General features: G+C 58.1%; 19 protein-coding genes and 1 tRNA gene. 2 read left to right on the forward strand and 18 right to left on the reverse strand.

The window, feature by feature from the left end:
• Positions 1–324: 324 nt before the first annotated feature.
• The 6 genes from VN577_01165 to VN577_01190 form a co-directional block, all read right to left on the reverse strand.
• Complete coding sequence (locus VN577_01165) at positions 325–570, reverse strand: DUF4177 domain-containing protein (protein ID HWR13408.1); 246 nt, start codon at positions 568–570, stop codon at positions 325–327.
• A 250-nt stretch (positions 571–820) separates the two neighbouring features.
• Positions 821–1,060 (reverse strand): hypothetical protein, encoded by a 240-nt coding sequence (locus tag VN577_01170; GenBank protein HWR13409.1) that lies wholly within the window; start codon positions 1,058–1,060, stop codon positions 821–823.
• A gap of 335 nt (positions 1,061–1,395) precedes the next feature.
• Positions 1,396–1,956, reverse strand: a complete 561-nt coding sequence (locus VN577_01175) for a hypothetical protein (GenBank protein HWR13410.1) — start codon at positions 1,954–1,956, stop codon at positions 1,396–1,398.
• A gap of 35 nt (positions 1,957–1,991) precedes the next feature.
• On the reverse strand, positions 1,992–2,519 hold the full coding sequence (locus tag VN577_01180) for a hypothetical protein (GenBank protein HWR13411.1): 528 nt from the start codon (positions 2,517–2,519) through the stop codon (positions 1,992–1,994).
• A 62-nt stretch (positions 2,520–2,581) separates the two neighbouring features.
• Positions 2,582–3,805 carry a M35 family metallo-endopeptidase gene (locus VN577_01185; GenBank protein HWR13412.1) on the reverse strand — a complete coding sequence of 408 codons (1,224 nt, stop codon included), beginning with the start codon at positions 3,803–3,805 and terminating at the stop codon, positions 2,582–2,584.
• A 427-nt stretch (positions 3,806–4,232) separates the two neighbouring features.
• Positions 4,233–5,618, reverse strand: a complete 1,386-nt coding sequence (locus VN577_01190) for a hypothetical protein (GenBank protein HWR13413.1) — start codon at positions 5,616–5,618, stop codon at positions 4,233–4,235.
• A gap of 325 nt (positions 5,619–5,943) precedes the next feature.
• On the opposite strand from VN577_01190, the gene VN577_01195 reads away from it, so the two are divergent.
• The gene (locus tag VN577_01195; protein ID HWR13414.1) at positions 5,944–7,608 is read left to right on the forward strand and encodes a hypothetical protein; all 1,665 of its coding nucleotides are present in this window, start codon (positions 5,944–5,946) and stop codon (positions 7,606–7,608) included.
• Positions 7,609–7,621: 13 nt separating this feature from the next.
• Entirely contained in the window at positions 7,622–9,091 is a 1,470-nt protein-coding gene (locus tag VN577_01200) for a metallophosphoesterase (GenBank protein ID HWR13415.1), read from the forward strand.
• A gap of 42 nt (positions 9,092–9,133) precedes the next feature.
• On the opposite strand, the gene VN577_01205 is transcribed toward VN577_01200, so the two are convergent.
• The 12 genes from VN577_01205 to tuf form a co-directional block, all read right to left on the reverse strand.
• On the reverse strand, positions 9,134–10,039 hold the full coding sequence (locus VN577_01205) for a pirin family protein (protein HWR13416.1): 906 nt from the start codon (positions 10,037–10,039) through the stop codon (positions 9,134–9,136).
• A gap of 115 nt (positions 10,040–10,154) precedes the next feature.
• Positions 10,155–14,351, reverse strand: coding sequence for a DNA-directed RNA polymerase subunit beta' (rpoC, locus tag VN577_01210; GenBank protein HWR13417.1), 4,197 nt, complete (start codon positions 14,349–14,351; stop codon positions 10,155–10,157).
• Between the two features lie 117 nt (positions 14,352–14,468).
• The gene (gene rpoB, locus VN577_01215) at positions 14,469–18,944 is read right to left on the reverse strand and encodes a DNA-directed RNA polymerase subunit beta (protein ID HWR13418.1); all 4,476 of its coding nucleotides are present in this window, start codon (positions 18,942–18,944) and stop codon (positions 14,469–14,471) included.
• Between the two features lie 508 nt (positions 18,945–19,452).
• Positions 19,453–19,836: a 50S ribosomal protein L7/L12 gene (gene rplL / locus VN577_01220; protein HWR13419.1), complete on the reverse strand. Its 384-nt coding sequence runs from the start codon at positions 19,834–19,836 to the stop codon at positions 19,453–19,455.
• Positions 19,837–20,032: 196 nt separating this feature from the next.
• Positions 20,033–20,608, reverse strand: a complete 576-nt coding sequence (rplJ, locus tag VN577_01225; GenBank protein ID HWR13420.1) for a 50S ribosomal protein L10 — start codon at positions 20,606–20,608, stop codon at positions 20,033–20,035.
• Between the two features lie 24 nt (positions 20,609–20,632).
• Positions 20,633–21,343, reverse strand: a complete 711-nt coding sequence (gene rplA / locus VN577_01230; protein ID HWR13421.1) for a 50S ribosomal protein L1 — start codon at positions 21,341–21,343, stop codon at positions 20,633–20,635.
• Positions 21,344–21,422: 79 nt separating this feature from the next.
• Positions 21,423–21,854, reverse strand: coding sequence for a 50S ribosomal protein L11 (gene rplK, locus VN577_01235; GenBank protein HWR13422.1), 432 nt, complete (start codon positions 21,852–21,854; stop codon positions 21,423–21,425).
• Between the two features lie 91 nt (positions 21,855–21,945).
• Positions 21,946–22,581, reverse strand: coding sequence for a transcription termination/antitermination protein NusG (nusG, locus tag VN577_01240; GenBank protein ID HWR13423.1), 636 nt, complete (start codon positions 22,579–22,581; stop codon positions 21,946–21,948).
• A gap of 19 nt (positions 22,582–22,600) precedes the next feature.
• Positions 22,601–22,861, reverse strand: a complete 261-nt coding sequence (gene secE / locus VN577_01245) for a preprotein translocase subunit SecE (GenBank protein ID HWR13424.1) — start codon at positions 22,859–22,861, stop codon at positions 22,601–22,603.
• Between the two features lie 47 nt (positions 22,862–22,908).
• Positions 22,909–22,984, reverse strand: a tRNA-Trp gene (locus VN577_01250).
• A gap of 72 nt (positions 22,985–23,056) precedes the next feature.
• Positions 23,057–23,209 carry a 50S ribosomal protein L33 gene (rpmG, locus tag VN577_01255; protein HWR13425.1) on the reverse strand — a complete coding sequence of 51 codons (153 nt, stop codon included), beginning with the start codon at positions 23,207–23,209 and terminating at the stop codon, positions 23,057–23,059.
• Positions 23,210–23,289: 80 nt separating this feature from the next.
• Positions 23,290–24,181, reverse strand: an 892-nt coding sequence (tuf, locus tag VN577_01260) for an elongation factor Tu (GenBank protein HWR13426.1), incomplete at its 5' end; no start/stop codon positions are given.

Raw genomic sequence — 24,181 nt, forward strand, 5'->3', positions numbered from 1 at the left:
CAATTTGATAACAAAGGACTTAGCTGCGAGGCACAAGATTGTGTTCTCCGACAACGAAAGTCCTGAGACGGAACTGGCATCTTCACCGCAGTGCAAAAGCAACTGCGGCGGACAGGAGTGTCCGCCCCACACACGCCTTCATCACCTACATTTTCAGAATAGCAATTTGGGCGGGGGCATCATGCCGACATTCTGAGATTTATATTTGCTGTTAAATCAGGAACTTACGGGAAATTGGGGGCGTGGACCCCCTTGACAACAAATTTTGTCAGTTTCCGGAACGTGCGCCTATGAGTGCATACCCGCCGCCACTACCATTTTCGTTCAACGCTTTCTAAAGATAAGCAAGTGTTGACGGCTTTGCGGTTGTGTAATCGTAATCAGTTCCCAACCGTCCTTGCCGTACTGATTCAAATGGTTTTCGAAACCAGGATTGAAGTCGTCTGCCAAAACCACTTTGTATTCAATTACTCCAGCTGCACTGACAGTGCCTGTGTTTGCGGCGAGTCGGGCAAACATCAGCCCAAGGAATAATCCAAGAAAGAATGCTGCCAATACAAAACGCTTCATGCAGTCCTCCCAAAGTCCGGAATAGACAGAGTAACGCTCTCCAGCACGATGGAATGATACATACCCCTGGCGGTAGTTGTTGAAAGATGATCGGAAGTTCCGAAGAGAAGACGCTGTTGGACCAAAACGGGAAAGTGGACACAGGCTCAACGCTGTCGGCAGTACCAGGTTAACGCTGCGCGGACGCTAGGGCACGTTAATTGTGGGTTACTGGACGAAAGGAGCGCAGGTCCGCCGGGGTCCTTTTTGTTCAGCGTTTTCTAAAGATAAGCTGAGTTTCGTGGTCCCGCGGTCTTGAAGCTGTAATCAGCTCCCAGCCGTTCTTACCATACTGATTTAACTCGTTTTCCAAATTGCTGTCGTACGCCGTTACAACTTTGTACTCGATTGCCTCAGCTGCACTGACGGTAGAGGAGTTTGGGGCGAGTCGGGCAAACATCAGCCCCAGGGATAATCCAAGAAAGAATGCTGCCAGTAAAAAGCGCTTCATGCGATCCTCCCAGAGTCTTGGAATTAGACAAAGCAAGGCTCTCCAGCACGATGGAATGATACACAACTAACGCCGGGGATGGCGACGCGTTAGCGCTGCACGTGAACGCCGGGGGCACTTCAGTTGTGGTTGCGTGAACGAGTGGAGCGTTTGGGAACCGACCAGCGCGGTTTTGCTGAGTAGATCCAGTAGATCAGAAGCCAATAGACGGCGAGGGCGGCCAGGGATATTGCCCACCGCAATGGCCACGGCCACGAGGCCGGAGCTTCGGAGCCAAACAGGAATATCAGTCTCCGCCCCACACAAACTACAATCGGATCGCCTGAAACCGGACTTTAACGGTTTTCAGCATGGATGAGTCGATCTGATTCATCCGACAGATCCGGACATTCTGCCCTGTGCTTGTGGTCAGCCCGTATCGCGAAGAAGATCGCCGTCGCCAAAACAGCGTAGTGCAGTACTGTGTGCGGCACATCGTGAACGAGGTTCCAGGAAACACCCTGCCGAGCCAGATGAATTGAAAGCGCAACTCGCACCACATTCAGCCCCTCAATCATGATCGCAAGTACAGCCACGCGCATGACGTTCTGCGTCCAGCGCAGATGCAGCCGCCAAACAAAAGGGCTTACAAGAAGAATCAGGACTGCGTAGGTGCAGTTCGGCGAAAACGAGAAAGCCACGCGATCAACCAGCAAGACAATATCCTGCAGGCTAGGTACCGGACGGACCTCGTGACCCAACCAGGAGAGGAAGGTCGCAGTGCAGAATCGAAGCACAAGGCGCAACCACCGCCAATCCAACTGGTAATAGCAGAGGGCCAAGGTGCCGGCAATGGCCCCACGTACGATGATGGGGTCGTAGCCAATCTTGCGGAGCCACGCATTTCCTCTCGACAAATTCACGATACGACAAAATGTGCAACGTCTGACTGCTACCGTTGCGTGATCTCGAAAGACACTTTATTCCCCGGTATTTTCCTGGCCTGATGCTTGTCTCGCGGCTGAGGCACAAGGTCTTGACGCGAAACAACATCAGGCAAGTCACCGCTGAACTCAACACGATAGGTACCAGGCTTGGAAAGGTCGTAGGTTCTGGCGAGATCCACCTCTCCTGAAACCGTACCATGTCCAGCAACCTCGATGTAATCGGATGACTGAGGGTCGCCGCGCTTCACCATGGGCCCACTGTAGGGAATTTCTTCACCGTCACGGGTCAGGCGGAAGATGTTTCCCCAGATGCCTTCGAGCGGGGTATACCACTTCAGCACGTAAACGGTTGCATCGCCCAGATTGTGCAACTCGAACTTCAAAAGTACCGGCTCACCGGCTGCATAGCTTTGTCGAGCGGTGAGCAGGTAAGTCAGGTTCGGCTCTGTCGCGGGAGCAGCTATCGCCTCGCGACGAGCAGAACACGCTGACAAGAGCAGCATGGCCAACATAAAAGTCACTATCCTTCGCATACACGACCCCTTACTACCGGCAGTGGCTGCTATTTTGATGCTTCCGAAGTGCCGCGACGTACTCAACGCCGCTCAGCCCGCTTCGAGAGCTTCCTTCGACGTACTCTGTCCCCAATGGCGGCAACTGCGATGATCAAAAGCGACATCGGCACTTGCTCCACCCCGCATTTCTGTGACGGAGTATTCTCGCCAAAGTACTCGTGACTGTCAGCATTCTGAATTGCCTTCGCGGGATCGTTGGTGGCCAGGTTCTTGCAGCCATACTGCCCGTAAACGTGGTCCTGCGTTTGCGCTACCACGTTGAAATGGCTCGTCTCGTGAACAATGGTGCCAGCTTTGCTGTCCGTTCCATTTGCCGGGGCACTCCAGAAGGCATTGCACACCCAGACGTGATATGGCTGATTCGGATAGACATAGGCATACCATCCCTGGTTGCAGTCGCAGTGGAAAGTGACGGTCTTGTTGGCAAGCGCATCGTGCAGTTTGTCGAAGTGGTTTGTCACCGTGGTCCAGCGAGTGGCGTCGTAGGTGCCGAACCAGGTTTTGTACCGGGGACACTGGGCATTATTCGATTGCTGCGCATGCAGGACGAGGCTTGCGCCAATCGTTAGCGTATCGGCATCCTGCAAGGCCTGACTCAAGACGGGCTGCTGAGTCTGAGAGCAGCTCTGGAAGGCAGGCTGCTTGGCCGCAGTACCTTCACCAGGGGGAAGCGTCGGTGGAAGTTTCCGGGCTTCAAGGACTTGAAAGGGCACATTGTTGGATCGAATTAGCTGGGGTATCAGGGACTTCCTTGCTGCCAAGGCCGAAGGGGCGGCGTCTCCAAAATCGAGAAGGGCCGAACTGAACTCCACCGTGTACTGGCCCGAATCGGCAATAGCGTAACCTTCCGCGAGATCGATCGTGGAGGAGACGGTTTGGCCTGGAGCAATGGACACGTAGTCGTCAGCGGTCGGTGCACCACGTTTTACCAGCTTGCCAATGTAAGGCACCAGCACGCCGTCCTTATGTACCTGGAATATGGGTGCGGTGAACTCTTCGAGCGGAGTTTGCCACTTCAAGACATTTAGAGCAGCGCCCGAAGTGTTAGTCAGATGGAAACGGACCGTAATGGCCTGGCTCGCACGAAAAGCCGGGCGTTCCATTTCAATCGTGCTCCTGAATGCCGTCACTGTTTTCAGTTGTGCATTGGCTGACGTAACAATTCCCAACAGAACTGCAATCGCCAGCAGGAAGAAGATGAAGGCCCTTGGTTGTACAATTTCGAGCGCCGTTCTTCTCGGCATAGCTCCTCCTTTGTCTCAGCCGACAGATCCTGCCAGGAGGACTACACGCGGCTCACTCGTGCTGTGAGTTGGGTTCCTTATCGATGCGCAGAACGAGCGAGTTTACTGCAACGAGACAGACCCGAAGCATTCGTGCAATGTGCCTCCCGAAGCAGATGGTGGATTGCCGGACTACTTAATCGTGGTTGGGTTGCCTGACTACATGCAACAGCCTAGTTAGCTTTGTCGTCTATCACGCCAAAGTGAGCCGTCTGTTACGAAAATGGAACAGGAATCCGTTCCAAAATGGGAATAGAAGTGGGCTGTAATGAGCGGTAGACGTTACCGACGAAGTAACGATCCGATTCCCACCGAGAGCGGTCCGCCTCCACACATCAAAAGCGAAGGCGGCGGACAGGAGTGTCCGCCCTACGCAACGCCCTCCAATTCAGTTGGTGGGGAGATTGGACACTTCACGCAGAAATCCGTCGGCGACAATGAGCGCGCGGTCGGAGTCGCCGGAATGCGTGCCCGGACCATTGGTCATTCCGCCGAGAAGCCATCTTCCGTTCTGCTGAGTGACGGTGGTCAACTGATTGTGGCGCGGACCACTGGTGAAACCCAGATTCCGGTTTAACGAGCCGTCGCTGTTAAGCAGCACGAGTAATGGCTGCGCAACTTCGGAAATGCTGGCACCGCTTGGATTCTGCGTGTATCCGGTGGTGCCCAGCGCGAGATACCGGTTGCTGGATAGGGCTGCCACGTCGAAGAGTACGTCGCCGCGATCGACGTCGATGATGTTGTATGGCCCGGGCGTGCCGTCGGACGCAACTAAAGCAGTGAACGCATTCCAGCCGCTTCCGTCCGATCGAACTTCCGAAAGGACGCGGCCTACCAACACGAAACCGCCAGGAGTTGCGCGGAGACCATGCAACTCGGCCCGGTCAACAGTTTCAATCACGGTGCTGCCAAGACGGCGCCCGTCGCCGGACGCCAGACGTGTGAGCAAAACACCGGCTGAGGCTGTGATTGGCTCGCCGAAATAGTCGGTGTGTCCACGGAAAGTGAAGTTACGCTCGGGTGAATTCACGACGGCAATGGCGAGTGTTGCGGCGGAATCGACATCGACATAAATGCGGAGATGATTCTGGAGTTGGCCGAAGACGTCGAAGGTACCGCTGGTAAGGCCCAATCCAAAGATGGAAGTGCCGGGCTCAACAAGGGTTCGCCAAGAATGGCGGTATACGCCGGTCGAATCAGGATCAAGGCGATAAGCAACGATGGCGTTACGTCCGGTGCGCAGAACGACGGCCAAGCTTTCTGCCAGCGGAGCGAGACGCGCGGCGTCATGCATCAGGGCAGGCTGAAGAGAGTTGTCGTCTTTAATGCCACCCTCATAGTCGAAGTATGGGTCGGTGGGAGAAGAGGGATCGAGGAAGGCCTGATCGCTTTTCGTTGATCCATTGGGATTGAGGCGAACGATGCGGACGCCCGTGGCGGTGGTGAGGATGGCCGAGATGTCGCCGGAGGGATGAAGCGCAAAATCGACCAGGGACCACCCAGAAGGCGGGGTGTAGGAGAGGACGGTTCGGGCGTCGCCTTGCAAGATCGCCAGCGTGCGCTGTGGACCGTCTTCGAAAATTGACGTAAGCCGTTCCTGAAGCAATACGACATTCGTTCCATTGGAGCGCGCCTTGGTAACCGTCTGGCCCGGGGTCGCGAAGTTGACGGTGGTGGTGGGCGGCGGGCCGGGTTGCGTTGCGCTGCCTCCGCAACCTGCGAGAAGGGCGAGCGCTAAAAGAAAGATCGCGCTGGAAATGCAATATCTAATCATGAGGTACTCACGATCTTTACACGGCAGAAACAGGAAAAGTTGCGACAGACGGGAGAATGCAGGGATGAGTTGAAGGTTCCGGCTGGATCTTACGTTGAAGAGGGGCCGTGGAAATATCGGATTTCCATCTGTGCAACATCGAAAGAGAAAAGCCTGTTACATGCACACAAGGTCCTCCGCATGGTGCAAAGGTTTTTCGTGTCATTCACCGCCCCGTTCCATTTTGGGAATTCAGATCTGATTTTCTGACGCTGTACGGAACCCGATTAGCTGAATTCCGTCTGCACGGTGAGAACACAATCTGCAGGCTTGAAGCGAGAACGTCATGCAAGACAGAATGACCTTCAGCAGTCTGGCAATCCTTTCGCTCAGCGTCTTTGTAGTTTTATTTCTTGCCGCGTGCGGTGGCGGCTCCAGTCTCGGCACAAACGTCACGACTGCGAGCACAAACACCACACTCAATGCGTCTACCATTTCCGCCCCGTCGACGGTGGTGTCCGGCCAGGCTGGCTATTCGGCGTCGGTCACCAGTCAAGCCGGAGCGACCTACTCCTGGACCGCATCCAACGCCACCATCATGGTGGGCGCCAATTCCGACAACGTTGCTTTCACCGCGGGAATCTCCGGGACCATGGTCCTAACGGCCAAGGTGACCACCAGTTCCGGCACATCGACCGCAAGCGTCACGATTCCGATCACTGCTGCGAAATCGCCGCAGTACAACATCGAGCAGGCGGTTTCCGATGGCGCCCAAAGCAGCACCATCGCTTTCTCCGGGTTCGGCATGATGACCGGCAATCTGGGCGCGCAGTCTTTCTTCCCGCCGGGCAAGGTCGCTGACTACTGGGGCTTCCAATACCTCCGCGACAACGACGCCGACAACATGGGCCATAACACCAGCTTTCTTACCCGCGTCGCTTGCAACATGCTTTACATCCTGAACGACACGCAGATCTCAGCGCTTAAGACCCTCGCCGCCGGCCAGGTGAACAACATCAACCTTTACGCCTGGAAACGCTATCCGCTGATGAAAGCCTTCCGTCGTCTGATGGATGGCACTATTCCGACCGGCTCGACAGGCCTGAGCGTTGACGCGATCAAGGCCGCTTCGCGAGACCTGTACCTCCTCGACGGGCAGTTGAGCTACGAACGGGCCGTCGTTTATGCGGATGTTTATCGCTCGTTGACAGCAACACAGAAGGGCTACATCGCGCAGATGGTGGGCAAGGGTTTTAACTCGTGGCCAGTAAAGGCAGAAGATGATGTGAGGTCGAAGACGTCCGGGCTGTCACATGATGAAGTCGTCGCCCTCATGACCTACGCCGGCGATCTCTACGCGTGGTACGCGGGTTCGGTAACTGCCGACGTTTATTTCTGTCCCGAGCGCCACGGCACTTACTTCGGCTCGTTCTATATAAAGGACGCACCCGCAGTGGGGCATGCCGATTACAGCATCGACGAACAGACGACGGCCACCGTCGGCAGGGCGCTGACTGACAGCACCCAGGGTTACATCTCAGCCGATGGCGCTGCGAAGATGAACGCGCTCACTGCGATACAGAAAGAGAACCTCTACGGAAATTCCGCTGCAAACATTGTTCTGGCTCGAACGAAAATCTCCGAAGCTCTCCGCAGCCTTATTTCTTCGACGGCGCCGTCGTCCGCCGCGCTGTCGCAGGTAAAGGCCACTGTGGACCAGTATTCCGCCCTGTATGGCGAACTCGACGGTGAGAACAACTACTATTACGCGACCACCTTTTATGAGTTGTACCAGAACGTGGGTGGCTCTTATATCAACTACGCGCAGAAGACAGCACTCGCCGCACTCCGCAAGAAGTACATGACGGTCACGTACTCGGATGGAACTACCGTGGACTACTCCACCCGAAGTACCAGCTACCTGTATGCATCGGAGATCCCAAGTTCATCTGCGGACCTCGCGAACTACACGAGCGACCTCATCACTGATCCACTGTTCAAGTTCAATTGATGGGGCAGATCTTATGCGAACGGTCGACTTCGGCATGCTGACGGCGGTCCTACTCGGGGCATGTAATCTTGTCTCATGTGGCGGCGGCTCTTCATCGCCAAACAGAGTCAGTACAATCGTCGAAACTACGGCGCCCGCTGCATTCGCCGGTACGGTGCTTCTCGGATCTCCGACCAACACCAGCGTGAAGGCGAACCTTCTTGCTTCTGACCAGGCCGGCTCGGTTTACATAGCTTACGGAACCGACTCGGCAGCTCTGTCGAAGCAGACCCCTGCTGCCGCTCTCGGTGCCGGCAAACCGCTGGAGATCGCTCTTGACCAACTGTCTTCCGGGACAAAGTACTTTTATCGCGTGTATTTACAGTCCACGGGCGCGAGCAGTTATCTTCCGTCTCCCCTATACACGTTCCACACCGCCCGGCATTCGAATGAAACTTTTACGTTCACTGTCCAGGCGGATTCTCACCTCGACGAGAACTCTGATCTTGACCTGTACCGTCGTACGCTGGCGAACGTCCTCGCCGATGTTCCTGACTTCCATATCGACCTGGGCGACACCTTCATGTGCGAAAAGCACTGCAGTCCATTAACGGCGGTGCTTCAACCACCCTTGGACCAAAGCACTGTCGATTCCCGCTACATCTACGAACGCGGGAACTTTGGAATTTTCAGCCATTCGGCTCCATTGTTTCTCGTAAATGGAAATCATGAGGGTGAAATGGGGTTCCTCGCCGATGGCAGCCCAGAAAACCTGACTGTGTGGGCATCCCGTGCGCGAAAGACATTCTTTGCGAATCCAGTGCCGGATACGTTCTATAGCGGCGATCTTTCAGAAGAGCCGTATGTCGGTAAACGCGCATCCTGGTACTCCTGGATTTGGGGAGACGCGCTTTTCATCGTCCTGGACCCCTACTGGAACACGTTGACGAAGTCCAACGAAGGGTGGAATTACACACTCGGCGACGCTCAGTACCAATGGCTGCACGAGACGCTCGCGTCAGCGCAGACAAAATTCAAGTTCGTGTTCGTCCATAGCCTGATTGGTGGACTCGACGGACAGATGCGTGGCGGCATTGAAGCCGCTCCGTACTTCGAATGGGGCGGACGCGACCTGGACGGTACATGGTCATTCTCGCGAAAACGCCCGACATGGGATACGCCCATTCACGAGTTGCTGGTGCGGTACCGTGTGACCGCCGTCTTCCATGGGCACGACCACATCTACGCGCAGCAGGAACTCGATGGCGTCATTTATCAGGAAGTGCCTCAACCGAGCGCCCGAAATACTTCGAGCGGCCCCGCACTGGCCGCCGCATATCATTACGCGACGGGGTCGATATCCAGCAGCGCAGGTCACCTTCGCATAACCGTTAGCCCCGACCATGTCACATCACAGTATGTTCGTGCATGGCTGCCGGCGGCCGAAACGGACCAGCGCAAGAACGGCCAAATCGATGCATCGTGGACCATCTTGGCCGAGTGACGTCAGCCCTCCTGCATAAAATTTCCGCTAAAGACAAGCGTGCTATTTGTGCTTGATGAACGTGCCTTCCTGGAGTTCGATCATGGCCTGCTTGATCTCGCCCTGGTAGTTCATGACGATGGGGCCGTACCACGCGACCGGCTCCTCGAGCGGCTTGCCTGAGACGAGGAGGAAGCGGATGCCGTCCGGTCCGGCCTGAACGACGATTTCGTCTCCGCGATCGAAGAGAACAAGAGAGTGATTGCGGGCGTCGTAGGTGGGCTCGGCTTCGGGCTGGGCGGTATGCTCAGTGAGCACGGCGCGAGGCTCGGAGGCGTCGCGGAAGGTGCCGGACCCGGCGAAGACGTAGGCGAAAGCGTTACGGGTGACGTCGATCTTGATGTGACGGCGCTTTCCGGGCGGCACGGAGATATCGACGTAAGCCGGATCGGCGGCGACGCCTTCGACCGGTCCTCGCTTTCCCCAGAACTCGCCACAGATGATGCGGGCTTTCGTTCCGTCATCCTCGGTGACTTCGGGGATGGCGCTGGACGGGATGTCCTGGTAGCGCGGGGTGGTCATCTTGAGCGACGAGGGCAGGTTGGCCCAGAGCTGGAATCCGTGCATGCGGCCATTGCCGTCGCCGCGTGGCATTTCCTGGTGCAGAATGCCGCTGCCGGCGGTCATCCATTGCACGTCGCCGGCGGTCATCTTGCCCTTGTTGCCGAGGCTATCGCCATGCTCGACGGAGCCGGCGAGGACGTAGGTGATGGTCTCGATGCCACGATGCGGGTGCCACGGGAATCCGGCGAGATAGTCTTCAGGCCGCTCGTTGCGGAAATCGTCGAGGAGGAGGAAGGGATCGAAGTCCTTCGTCTTGCCGAATCCGAACGCGCGCTGGAGTTTTACGCCGGCGCCTTCGATGGTGGGCTTGGTCTGGAGGATTTCTTTTACCGGGCGGAGAGACATGCTGGTTTGATGTCGGGGCGAGGCGGCGGATTCAGAAGAACTGGCACGGTTGGTGCCACGGTGGAGGGAAAGAAAAAGGGGCGGACAGGAGTCCGCCCCGGAACAAAAGGTTGATTTACTCGGCAGCCATTTCTTCGGCTTCGCCTTCCTGACGCATCATTTCGAGTGCGCGTTCGGCTTCCTCGAACTCGCGGGTTACCTCTTCCTGGACGTTCTTGGCCTGCTCCTCGAGTTCGGGAGCGAGGCGGATGGCACGGTAGTACTCCATGCCGGTTCCGGCCGGGATGAGGCGTCCGACGATGACGTTTTCCTTCAGGCCGCGGAGGTGATCCACCGCACCCTGAATGGCGGCCTCGGTGAGGACGCGCGTCGTCTCCTGGAACGATGCCGCGGAGATGAAGGAGTCGGTCGAGAGCGATGCCTTGGTGATACCGAGCAGGAGCGGACGGCCCGTTGCCGGACGGCCTCCCTGCGCGATGACGCGTTCGTTTTCCTCGCGGAAGCGGAACTTGTCTACCTGCTGGTCGAGGAGGAATTGGGTGTCGCCCACGTCTTCCACCTTCACCCAGCGCATCATCTGGCGCACGATGACTTCAATGTGCTTATCGCTGATGTTCACGCCCTGCAACCGGTAGACTTCCTGGATTTCGTTGACCAGGTAAGCCTGCAGTTCCTTCTCACCGAGGACGGCGAGAATGTCGTGCGGGTTGAGCGGACCATCCATCAACGGCTCGCCGGCGCGCACGCGCTCGCCTTCCTGCACGTTGATGTGCGAGCCCTTCGGAACAAGGTATTCGCGCTCGGTGCCGTTATCGGCGGTGACGTAAACCTTACGCTGTCCCTTGCTGACTTCGCCGAACCGGACGCTGCCATCGATTTCGGTGACAACGGCGGGCTCATGCGGCTTGCGGGCTTCGAACAGTTCGACCACGCGCGGCAGACCACCGGTGATGTCCTTGGTCTTGGTGGTTTCGCGCGGGATCTTCGCAAGCACGTCGCCGGGGAAGACCTCGTCTCCGTCCTGCACCATCAAGTGCGCACGCGACGGCAACAGATAACGCTTGTTGCCGGCCTTCGTGGTGCCCTTGATGACGATGGCAGGCTGGTGCTTCTCGTCGGGCGATTCGCCGACAACCAGACGCGACAGACCGGTGACTTCGTCCACTTCTTCGTGGAGCGTGAGTCCTTCGTGCAGGTCCTTGAACGCCACGGTGCCGCCGATTTCGGTGAGGATGGCGAACGTGTACGGATCCCACTCGACCAGAACCTGGCCCAGCGTGACCGGCGTGCCGTCTTCGACCTTCAGCTTGGCGCCGTAAACGACCGAGTAGCGTTCCTTTTCGCGACCCTTCTCGTCGACGATGATGACTTGTCCGTTGCGGTTCATCACGACCAGGTCGCCCGCCTTGCTGCGGACGGTCTGGAGGTTCTGGTACCGAACGATACCGTTATTCTTTGCATCGAGGCGCGACTGCTCGGAGACTCGCGATGCCGTACCACCGATGTGGAAGGTACGCATGGTAAGCTGCGTGCCGGGCTCGCCGATCGACTGCGCGGCGATGACGCCGGTGGCTTCGCCGAGTTCGACCATGCGGCCGGAGGCGAGGTTGCGTCCGTAGCAGAGGGCGCAAACACCACGCTTGGCTTCGCAGGTGAGCACGGAGCGAATCTTCACACGCTCGACGCCGGCGGCCTGGATCTGGATAGCCAGATCCTCGGTGACTTCCTGGTTGGTATCGACGATTACATTGCCTTCGTAATCCTTGATCTTCTCCAGCGAGACGCGGCCTACGATGCGATCGCGCATGTGCTCGATGATGTCGCCGGCTTCCACGATGGAGCCGACGTAAATGCCGTCCACGGTACCGCAGTCGTACTCGGAGATGATGACGTCCTGCGCCACATCGACGAGACGGCGGGTGAGGTAACCGGAGTCAGCGGTCTTAAGAGCGGTGTCAGCCAGACCCTTACGCGCACCGTGCGTTGAGATGAAGTACTGCAATACGGTGAGGCCTTCACGGAAGTTCGCCGTGATGGGGGTCTCGATGATTTCGCCGGACGGCTTGGCCATAAGACCACGCATACCGGAGAGCTGACGAATCTGCTGCTTCGAACCACGAGCGCCGGAGTCAGCCATGACGTAAATCGGGTTCATGGATCCGACCTTGTCGTCTTCCTCCATGGCACCGAACATTTCGTCGGCCACGCGCTCGGTGACGTTCGACCAGATTTCGATGACCTTGTTGTAACGCTCACCGTTGGTGATGGCGCCGTCAAGGTACTGCTGCTGGACCGAGATGACCTGCTTCTCGGCGTCGCTGACGACCTTCTTCTTGCTCTGCGGGATGACCATGTCGTCGATACCGATCGACAGGCCAGCCTTGGTGGCGTAGAGGAAGCCAAGCTGCTTAATCTCGTCGAGCATCTGCACGGTGGTTTCAAGACCGAACTGCAGGTACCCGTAGTTGACCAGCGCGCCGACGCCCTTCTTCTTCAGCAGGCCGTTGATGTACGGCATGCCTTCGGCAAGGTGATCGTTCAGGATGGCGCGGCCCACGGTGGTATTGATGAACTGGCGCTCAAAGCGAACCGGCTCCGCGTGGACGATGTCCTGATCGTCATAGGCCTGGGTCAGGTCCATGACGTCGCCGGTGTAACGCAGGCGGATCGGCGAGAGTGTTTCCACTTCGCCGGCTTCGAGAGCAAGCATCACTTCGTCGATATTGGCGAACGCACGGCCTTCACCCTTCGCGCCCGGCTTGGCCTTGGTCAGGTAGTACAGACCGAGAACCATGTCCTGCGTGGGAACGGTGATCGGGTGTCCGCTGGCGGGCGACAGGATGTTGTGCGAAGCGAGCATGAGCACGCTGGCTTCAACCTGCGCTTCCGGCGAAAGCGGAATGTGTACGGCCATCTGGTCGCCGTCGAAGTCGGCGTTGAACGCCGTGCAGACGAGCGGGTGAATCTTGATGGCTTTGCCTTCCACCAGTACCGGTTCGAATGCCTGGATACCGAGGCGGTGAAGCGTTGGAGCTCGGTTCAGAAGAACCGGGTGATCTTTAATGACCTCTTCGAGGATGTCCCAAACGATCGATTCCTGCTGCTCCACCATTTCCTTGGCTTGCTTGATGGTGCTGCAGTGACCGGTCTGCTCGAGGCGGTGGTAGATGAACGGCTTGAAGAGCTCGAGCGCCATCTTTTTGGGAAGACCGCACTGGTGCAGCTTCAATTCCGGACCGACGACGATCACGGAACGTCCGGAATAGTCCACGCGCTTGCCGAGCAGGTTCTGGCGGAAGCGTCCCTGCTTACCCTTGAGGGTGTCGGAGAGCGACTTCAGCGGACGGTTATTGGCTCCGCGAAGAACGCGGCCACGGCGTCCGTTGTCGAAGAGGGCGTCCACGGCTTCCTGCAGCATGCGCTTTTCGTTGCGCACGATGACTTCGGGAGCGTGGAGGTCCATCAGCTTCTTCAACCGGTTGTTGCGGTTGATGACGCGACGATAGAGATCGTTAAGGTCAGACGTTGCGAAACGGCCACCATCGAGAGGAACGAGAGGACGCAACTCCGGCGGAATGACCGGGATCACGTCGAGGATCATCCAGTTCGGCTTGTTGCCGGACTTGCGGAAGGCCTCCACCACCTTCAGGCGCTTTGCATACTTCACGCGCTTCTGAAGACTGGTTTCGTTCTTCATCTTCTCGCGGAGTTCGACGGCGAGCTCGTCCACCTGGACGCGCTTGAGCAGTTCCTTGATGGCTTCCGCGCCCATCATGGCCTTGAAGCCGGCGGGGCGGTACTGCTGGTCGAGTTCGCGGAATTTCGCTTCTTCCTTGATAACCTCGCGCTCTTTCACCGGCGCGTCACCCGGATCCACTACGACGTAAGCTTCGAAGTAGAGGACGGACTCGAGGTCACGCAGCGAGATATCGAGCAAATGGCCGATGCGGCTGGGCAGGCCCTTGAAGAACCACACGTGCGAACAGGGCGACGCGAGTTCAATGTGGCCGAGGCGTTCACGACGAACCTTCGACAGTGTGACTTCGACGCCGCACTTGTCGCAGATTACGCCGCGATGCTTCATGCGCTTGTACTTGCCGCACAAGCACTCCCAGTCCGTTACCGGACCAAAGATGCGGGCGCAGAACAGGCCGTCGCGTTCCGGTTTGAACGTGCGGTAGTTAATCGTCTCCGGCTTCGTGACTTCGCCGTGCGACCAGCTCCGGATTTTTTCCGGAGAGGCGAGGCTGATGCGAATGGCATCGAAGTCGGCGATGTTGCTTGCCATGTCAAACGGGCTAGAACGGTACAAAGTTGCCTCCGTGCGGCCTATCGTTGCCGCTTACGGCTCCGGAGATTTCGGCTAAGAATTCGTGCTGCGCATCGGGTACCGGAGCGAAACCCGGTGCGCTTTTAATTACTTCCAAACCTAGTCGGCCGCCGCTCCAACCATCTGCGGCGAGCGGCGTTCACCGGTCTTGATCAATTCGACATCAAGACACAGCGACTGCAATTCGCGGATCAGCACGTTGAACGACTCGGGCACACCCGGCTCAATGGCAGCTTCACCCTTAACGATGGCCTCGTAAATCTTGGTACGGCCATAGACGTCGTCGGATTTCGCCGTGAGCAGTTCCTGCAGGATGTACGCGGCACCGTAAGCTTCGAGCGCCCAGACTTCCATTTCTCCGAAGCGCTGTCCGCCGAACTGCGCCTTGCCACCCAGCGGCTGCTGCGTGATGAGCGAGTACGGTCCGATCGAACGGGCGTGAATCTTGTCGTCGACCAAGTGGGACAGTTTGAGCATGTAGATGTAGCCCACGGTCACCGGCTGTTCGAACTTGTCGCCGGTCATGCCGTCGAAGAGCTGCGTCTTGCCGGAAGTCGGCAGCCCGGCTTTCTCAAGCAGAGCCTTGATTTCCATTTCACGCGCACCGTCGAACACGGGCGAACCGAAGTGCACGCCGCCCTGGATGCTCTCGGCAACTCGCGTGAGTTGCTCTTCGTCGAGGTCGTCGAAGACTGGAGCGAACGCAACATCCTTGAACAGGTTCTTCAGTTCCTTGCGGAGCGCATCGGCACGGGTATTGCCGTCGAGGAGCTCGGCCACTTTCTGACCGATTCCCTTCGCCGCCCAACCGAGGTGCGTTTCAAGGATCTGACCGACGTTCATACGGGAAGGCACGCCGAGCGGATTCAGCACGATTTCCATCGCGGTACCGTCTTCCATGTACGGCATGTCTTCTTCCGGCAGGATGCGCGCGATCACGCCCTTGTTACCGTGGCGTCCGGCCATCTTGTCGCCGACCGACAGTTTGCGCTTCATGGCGATGTAGACCTTCACGAGCTTGATCACGCCCGGAGGAAGTTCGTCGCCCTTCTGCAGCTTCTCAACGCGCTCGCGCATGATCTTGCGGAGAACGTCGATCTGACGCGAGGTCATTTCTTCGATCTCGTCGATCTGCTCGTTGATGCGCGGGTCCTTATCGTTGAACTTAATGCGCTTCAGGTTGCGGGTGGAAATCCGCTCGATGGTTTCGCGATCGAGAATGGCGCCCTTCACCAGCAAGCGCTTGTTGGTGCGCTCGTCGTGCAGGTCGGCCGTGACTTCCTTGCCGCCGAGCAGGCCTTCCAAACGCTTCAGGCGCTCGTCGGTGAGGATTCGAATTTCGTCCGACAGGTTCTTCTCGAGCTTCGCGATCTGCTCGCCTTCGATGGCCTTGGCGCGCTCGTCCTTCTCCTGACCCTTACGGGAGAAGATCTTCACATCGACCACCACGCCTTCGATTCCGGGCGGGCAGTAGAGTGAAGCGTCGCGAACATCGCCGGCCTTTTCACCGAAGATGGCGCGGAGCAGCTTTTCTTCCGGCGTGAGCTGGGTTTCACCCTTCGGCGTTACCTTGCCGACGATGATGTCGCCCTGCTTCACCTTGGCGCCGATGCGAATGACGCCGCTCTCATCGAGGTCGCGCAGCGCGGTTTCCGAGATGTTCGGAATGTCGCGCGTGACTTCTTCGGGACCGAGCTTGGTGTCGCGGGCTTCGATCTCGAACTCCTCGATGTGAACCGAGGTGTAGTAGTCCTCTTTCACCAGCTTTTCGCTGACGAGGATGGCGTCTTCGAAGTTGTAACCCCGCCACGGCATGAAGGCCACGAGCACGTTGCGTCCGAGAGCCAGTTCGCCCATTTCGGTGCAAGGACCGTCAGCGATCACCTGCCCCTTCACCACGCGCTGGCCCTTCTTGACGATGGGGCGCTGGTTGATACAGGTGTTCTGGTTCGACCGCTTGAACTTCGTCAGCTGATAGATATCGCTGCCGACTTCACGCGACAACTGCGTCGGGTGATGCTCGCCTTCGACACGGACGATGATTCGTTCGGAGTCGACCGAATCGATGATGCCGTTACGGCGGGCCAGAACCACGGCGCCGGAGTCACGGGCGGTAACGCCTTCCATACCGGTGCCCACGTACGGAGCGTCCGCACGAAGCAGCGGCACCGACTGGCGCTGCATGTTCGCGCCCATGAGAGCGCGGTTCGCGTCGTCGTGCTCGAGGAACGGAACCAGAGAAGCGGCTACGGACACGAGCTGTTTCGGGCTGACGTCGACGTAATCGACTTCATCACGGCTGATCAGCACGAAGTTGCCGGCCTTGCGGGCGTTCACCAGTTCGTTGACGATACGGAGCTTCTCGTCGAGTTCCACGTTGGCCTGGGCGATGACGTGACGGTCTTCTTCCCACGCCGAGAGGTAGAACGAGAACGGTTCCCACTCGATCGCCTTCTTCTTGCGGCCGCGGAGGTCTTCGTTGGCCTTCAGGATTTCCGACTTCTCGATGTGATCGCCGACGTGGTATTCGCTGTCACCGGCGTTGACGACGGTGACGTAGTCGATAACGCGTCCGGCCTTCACGCGACGATACGGCGATTCGATGAAGCCGTAGTCGTTGATGCGCGCATAGCAGCTCAAGGACGAGATAAGACCGATGTTCGGACCTTCCGGCGTCTCAATCGGGCAGATACGACCGTAGTGAGTGGGGTGAACGTCTCGGACTTCGAATCCGGCGCGCTCACGCGACAGACCGCCCGGCCCAAGAGCCGACAGGCGGCGCTTGTGGGTGATTTCCGACAGCGGGTTCGTCTGGTCCATGAACTGCGAGAGCTGGGACGAACCGAAGAACTCGCGGATGGCGGCCATCACCGGCTTGGCGTTGACCAGGTCGTGCGGCATGGCCGTGGACATTTCCTGGTACACGCTCATCTTTTCCTTGATGGCGCGTTCCATACGGACCAGGCCGATGCGGAACTGGTTCTCGAGCAACTCGCCGACCGCACGAACGCGGCGGTTTCCGAGGTGATCGATGTCGTCCACGCTGCCGATGTTCTTGCGCAGCTTCAGCAGGTAGCGGATGGTGGCGTAAAAGTCATCCGGCTCGAGCGTGCGGCTGTCGAGATTGGTGGCGTCCTGCTTTTCGTACAGCTTGATGTTGAACTTCAAGCGGCCCACGCGAGAGAAGTCGTACTTGCGCGGGTCGAAGAACATTCCCTGGAACAACGCGGTGGCGGTGTCCAGTGTCGGCGGATCGCCGGGACGCAGCTTGCGGTAGATTTCGATCAGCGCTTCCTGCGGGGTCTTGACGGAATCACGGCGCAAGGTCTGGCTGATGACCACACCCACGTCGTCGCGCTCAGGGAAGAACACGTGCAGTTCGGCGACTCCGGCTTCCATCGCGCGGGAGATCATTTCCGCGGTGAGCTCGGTGTTGGCTTCCGCCAGCACTTCGCCGGTATTGGTATCAACGATGTCGGACGCGGCGTATGCGCCTTCGAGATCGGCAGCGTCAACTTCGATGTCCGTGACTTTGGCCTTGTGAATTTCGCGCAGGATCGCCGGGCTGACCTTGCGGCCGGCGTGGGCAATTTCCTCGCCGCTCTTGTTGACGATGCGGTGAGTCAGCTTCATGCCCTGCAGCATGGTGGCCTTTTCCGCATTCGGATCAAGCGTCCAGAAGAGCTTGCTGTCGCGCAGGGCAATGCGATCGACGGTGTAGAAGTTGCGAAGGATGTCTTCGTTGGTGCGGAGACCGAGGGCGCGCAGGAAGATGGTTCCCAAGAACTTGCGCTTACGGTCGATGCGAACGTAAAGAACGTTCTTCTGGTCGTATTCGAACTCAACCCACGATCCGCGGTACGGAATGATCTTGCCGAGGAAGTAGTTGTTCGCGGGCACCTTCTCGAAGAACACGCCAGGCGAACGGTGCAACTGGCTGACGATCACGCGCTCGGTACCGTTGATGATGAAGGTACCGTTGTTGGTCATCAGCGGAACGTCGCCGAAGAATACTTCCTGCTCCTTGATGTCGCGGATGGAGCGGTTCCCGGTTTCGGGATCCTTGTCGAAGATGGTCAAGCGCATGGTGACCTTGAGCGGAGCGCTATAGGTCATGCCGCGCTCTTCGCACTCGGCCACGTCGTACTTCAGTTGCAGGCCGACGGGGTCACCGCACTTGTTACAGAAATCGGGGGTGTTCGCGTTGTAGGTGCCGCACTTGTGGCAAAGCACTTCGCCAGGGTGGAACGGGTCGGTGATGACCGTCGCACCGCAATTGCGGCAGGTGGTACGGAGGTGGTGCAGCCCTTTGAGGTGGCCGCATTTGCATTCCCAGTTGCCGATTGCGTAATCGACGAACTCCAGTTGCGAGACGTTACGAAAATCGGTAATAGGAAATACCGATTGAAAAACCGCCTGGAGTCCGGCATCGTCGCGTTCACTCGGCAGACGATCCATTTGCAGGAAGCGGTCGTAAGAACGCTTCTGCACCTCGATGAGGTTGGGAATCTGGATGGTCGCCGGAATTTTGGAAAAATCGAAACGAGTACGGATGGCGCTTTTCGAATTAGGCATCAAAGACTCCTGAACTTGACTTCCCGGGGCGGGGTGCCCCATCCTTCAGCGTGTGAAGGCTGGGATCGGATCCTCGGATCGCCCGTTAACCCGGTGTCCCTTGTCCCAGACCGCGCCAGCTACGGCCGGAACGCACGCGCAATGCGTGCCAAAACATGAAAACCCGCGTCAGAACCGCTGGAGTTCTGCGCAGCGTAGTGAAAAGACGTTTGCGCCCAGAGAGACGAGTGTCCCCGTGGGCGCCATCATCGGCACTTGAACTCGATGAATTGTGTTTGTCCGCGTCAGCGTGAGTAGATCTTGTCTCCGGCCCCTGCCGAATTCTTTCAAATCCGGGTGGAACCGCCGCCGTAAAGCTCCTGTGTTTTCCGGGGCGGGGAGCCGACTATCTAAATAGATGATCGACTCCCGTACTCCGATTCACAATTGACGCCGAAATCCCTTTCCCGTCAGCCGGTTCCAACCATCCCCGGATGACCGGAAAAGCGGCCCCAAGGGGCCGCCAAAACTACTTGATTTCGACCGTCGCGCCAGCGTCCGCAAACTTCTTCTGGATCGTCGCCGCTTCTTCCTTCGACACGCCTTCCTTCACGGTCTTGGGAGCGCCGTCGACCAGGTCCTTCGCTTCCTTCAGGCCCAGGCTCGTCACTTCGCGTACTGCCTTGATGACGTTGATCTTATTGGCGCCCACGTCCTTCAGAACGACCGTGAATTCGGTCTTTTCTTCCGCCGGAGCCGCCGCTGCCGCCGCACCACCGCCGCCGGCAACCATCACCGGGGCAGCCGCCGCGGCCGAAACGCCGAGGCGCGATTCAAGTTTCTTCACCAGCTCAGCCGCTTCGAGCAGCGACAAGCCTACAATCTGTTCTTCTAACTGCTGCAGATCCGCCATTTCCTTCTCCACCTTTTGTTATCAGTTGTTGCGTCTTGCGACGCGCCAGCCTTGCGGCCGGTTGGTGTTATCTGTCGTCGAGGTTTCCAGTGCGCCGCCGACCTGCCCAAGCCAGACAACCTAAGCGGTTTCGAAAGCGCAACACCTGACTACTGACAACGAACTTCACGGGACGGCCTGAGCCGCCCCAGAACCCTTACTGCGCGGCCGGAGCCGCTTCCGCCGGAGCTGCCGCAGCCGCTCCACCGGCAAACTTGTTTTCCTTCACGGCCTGGTTTACGACGACCGCGAGGTCACGTCCGGTGGCGTTCATCACCGTCACCAGTCGTTGCGCCGGAGCATTCAACAGGAAGAGCAGCTTCGAGTAGAGCTCATCCTTCGACGGCATGGTGGCGAGGGCTTCGATCTCCTTGATGGAGATCACTTTGCCTTCGACGATGCCGGCCTTGAACGTGAATTCCGGGTTGTCCTTGGCGTATTTCGAGAGGGCTTTCGCCAGGGCGACAGGGTCGCCGGTGGTGTAAGCCACGGAAGTGACGCCGGTCAGGTCTTTCAGTGCCGGAGCCAGCTTGCTGCCTTCGGAGGCGCGCTCGGCCAGGGTGTTCTTGACGACCTTGTAGGTGCCGCCCGCGCCGCGAACGGTCTTGCGCAACTCTTCGGTCTGCGCAGCCTTGAGGCCGGAGAACGTCGCCAGGATCGCTGCGCCGGCTTCCTTGATCTCGCCGCTCAGCGCTTGTACTTGCTCAATCTTTTTCGCTTTGGTAACTGCCATGTCTCAGATCCTTTTCGCTCGTAATTAGGCGCGGGAGGCCGCTTCAATGGCCGTCGTGTCCAGCGCAATGCCCGGGCCCATGGTCGAGCTCAGGTAAACGCCCTTCAGGTACTTGCCCTTCGCGGCAGATGGCTTCGCTTTGATCACGCTGGTGATAACGGTGGTTGCGTTTTCGACCAGCTTGTCGGAAGTAAACGACAGCTTGCCCACCGGAACGTGAACCAGAGCGCCCTTGTCGGTACGGAACTCGACCTTACCGGCCTTTACTTCCTGCACCGCCTTGGCGATGTCCATGGTCACGGTGCCGGTTTTCGGGTTGGGCATGAGGCCACGAGGACCCAGCACCTTACCGAGACGACCGACCGACTTCATCATGTCGGGAGTGGCGATCAAGGCGTCGAAGTCGGTCCTGTTCTCTTTCTGGATCTTCTCGACCATGTCTTCGCCGCCGACAAAATCAGCGCCTGCCGCTTCCGCTTCACGGACTTTTTCGCCCGAGGCGATCACGAGCACTTTCTTCGACCTGCCGAGTCCGTGCGGAAGAACGACCGTGCCGCGGACCATCTGGTCTGCGTGCTTGGGGTCCACGCCGAGACGCATGGTGAGATCCACGGTCTCATCGAACTTGGCGAACTTTACTTTCTGCAAAAGCGGCACGGCTTCGGCCAGCGTGTATGCACGCTGCTCGACCGCCTGACGCGCTTTGGTTACGTTTTTTCCAGCTTTGCGAGGCATTTCACTCCTTGTCTCCCACGGCATTCCTTTATTCCGGAGGCAGTGGTATTTGCGACTATGCGGCACGAGGCCGCGAACTTTACGCGACTACTTCGATTCCCATCGAGCGCGCCGTGCCCTTCACCGACTTGATGGCGGCATCGAGGGAGGCAGCGTTGAGATCGGGCATCTTCTGCTTGGCGATGTCGGCGACCTGCTTTTCGGTCACCTTGCCGACTTTGTCTTTGTTCGGCGAACCAGAACCCTTGGCGATATTGGCCGCGCGCTTAAGCAGCACGGATGCCGGAGGAGTCTTGGTGACAAACGTGAACGTACGGTCGCTGTAGACCGTGATCACGACGGGGATGATGAGTCCTTCCAGCTCTTTCTGCTGGGTGCGAGCGTTGAACTGCTTGCAGAACTCCATGATGTTGACCTGCGCCTGGCCCAGTGCGGGACCAACCGGAGGCGCGGGCGTTGCCTTGCCCGCTGGAATCTGCAGCTTTACGAAACCTGTTGCCTTCTTTGCCATGTACTTCGTCTCATTTCAGCCTTCGGCTAACGCCTCCGGCTCTTGTTTTTTCCGCGAACTTAAGTTCTGCGGCGAGCTCCGACTGCCCGATTTATGTAATAACCTTCTCGACCTGGCCGAATCCGAGTTCGACCGGGGTCGAACGCCCGAAGATCGTAACCATGATCTTCAGCGTTTCGCGATCTTCGTTGACTTCGTCCACGATGCCGGTGAAGCTGGCGAACGGGCCTTCCGTGATGCGGACCGACTCGTTCTTCTCGTACTTGACCTTGAGGCGCGGCTTTTCCTTGCCTTCAGCGACACGGAAGACGATCTGATTCACTTCTTCCGGGGAAAGCGGGGTTGGCTGCTGGCCTGTGCCGACGAACCCGGTAACGCGCGGGGTGGACTTCACCACGTGCCACACGTGGTCATCCATGTCCATCTGCACGAGCACGTAGCCGGGATAGAACATGCGCTCGGTGGTGTACTTCTTGCCGCCGCGAACTTCGGTAACCGGTTCGGTCGGGATGAGCACCTTGCCGATTCTGCCTTGAAGCCCGAACGCAGCGATGCGCGATTCAAGGGATTCGCGAACCTTGCGCTCAAATCCCGAATAGGTGTGGATGATGTACCACTTCATATTCGGGTTCTCGGGCTCGGCTTGCACTCCCGGCGCGGCTTCCGCTGGAACCGTATTCACGCCATTCGCCTGTTCGGCTTCGTGTTTGTTTTGATCTTCCTGCATCAATTTCTTTCAGTTGTTTCTAGTGGCCCGTCAGGCGCCGCAACATCACGTCGAGGGTGTGGCCGATCACGGTGTCCACCAGCCAGAAATATGCGCCGAAGATGAAGACGGTGATGATGACCACAATCGTCGTCGCCTGCACTTCCTTGCGGCTAGGGGTGGTCACCTTGCGCATTTCGGTGCGCACGTCGTTATAGAACGTCTTCACCCGCTGCGGCCACGACTTAACTTGTCCAGTAAATCCGCTGTCTTCGGCTGCCATTGTCGCTGTCTTCGCCATTGCGGCAATACTTCCCTTCTTGACCTGTACTACCTGTCCGAAAAACCTGGCAGGGGCGGAGGGATTCGAACCCCCAAGTCCGGTTTTGGAGACCGGCAGTTTAACCGTTGAGCTTACGCCCCTGTTGATCCTTAGATCCTTCGCAAAAAACGCTCAGGATGACGCCAGCGAGGCCCAAACACCTCGCTAAACGTCTTACTTAATCTCTTTGTGCGACGTGTGCTTGCGGCACTTACGGCAGAACTTCGACATCTCCAGACGCTCGGTCGTAGTCTTCTTGTTCTTCGTCGTCGAGTAATTCTTGTTTTTGCAGTCCGTGCACTGCATGGTGATGATTTCACGAGGCATTACGAAACTCCCAAAACTCTCCGGGGCGAAAGCCCCTAAACTGTACAGTTTGGAAGGCGGGGCTGAAGCCCCGCTCTCCACTACTTAATGATGTCGCTGATGGTGCCTGCGCCCACCGTGCGTCCGCCTTCGCGGATCGCAAAGCGCAAGCCCTTCTCCATCGCCACCGGCGTGATCAACTCGATCACCAGGTCCACGTTGTCGCCCGGCATCACCATCTCCGTGCCCGCCGGCAACTCCGCCACGCCCGTCACATCCGTCGTCCGGAAGTAGAACTGCGGACGGTAGCCCTTGAAGAACGGCGTATGACGTCCACCTTCTTCTTTCGACAACACGTACACCTTCCCGCTGAACTTCGTGTGCGGCGTGATCGAGGCCGTCTTCGCCAGCACCATCCCGCGCTCCACGTCTTCCTTCGGTATACCGCGCAGCAGCAAGCCGGCGTTGTCGCCCGCCATGCCTTCGTCCAGCTGCTTCTTGAACATTTCCACGCCCGTGACAACGGTCTTTCTGGTCTCGCGGAAGCCCACGATCTCGACTTCCTCGCCCACCTTCACCTTGCCACGCTCGATACGGCCGGTAACCACCGTGCCACGGCCCGAGATCGAGAAGATGTCTTCGATCGGCATCAGGAACGGCTTGTCCACGTCACGCGCCGGCAACGGCACGTTCTTGTCCACCGCTTCCATCAACTCGTCGATCTGCTTCTCCCACTTCTCTTCGCCGTTCAACGCGCCCAGGGCGGAAAGACGAACTACCGGCAGGTCGTCACCCGGGAACTGATACGACTTCAGCAGTTCGCGAACTTCGAGTTCCACCAGGTCCAGCAGTTCCGGATCATCCACGGCGTCGCACTTGTTCAGCGCCACCACGATGTAAGGCACACCCACCTGGCGCGCCAGCAGCACGTGCTCACGCGTCTGCGGCATCGGACCGTCGGTCGCTGCCACCACCAGGATCGCTCCATCCATC

It is taken from the genome of Terriglobales bacterium (assembly GCA_035561515.1).
Taxonomy (GTDB): domain Bacteria; phylum Acidobacteriota; class Terriglobia; order Terriglobales; family Acidobacteriaceae; genus DATMXP01.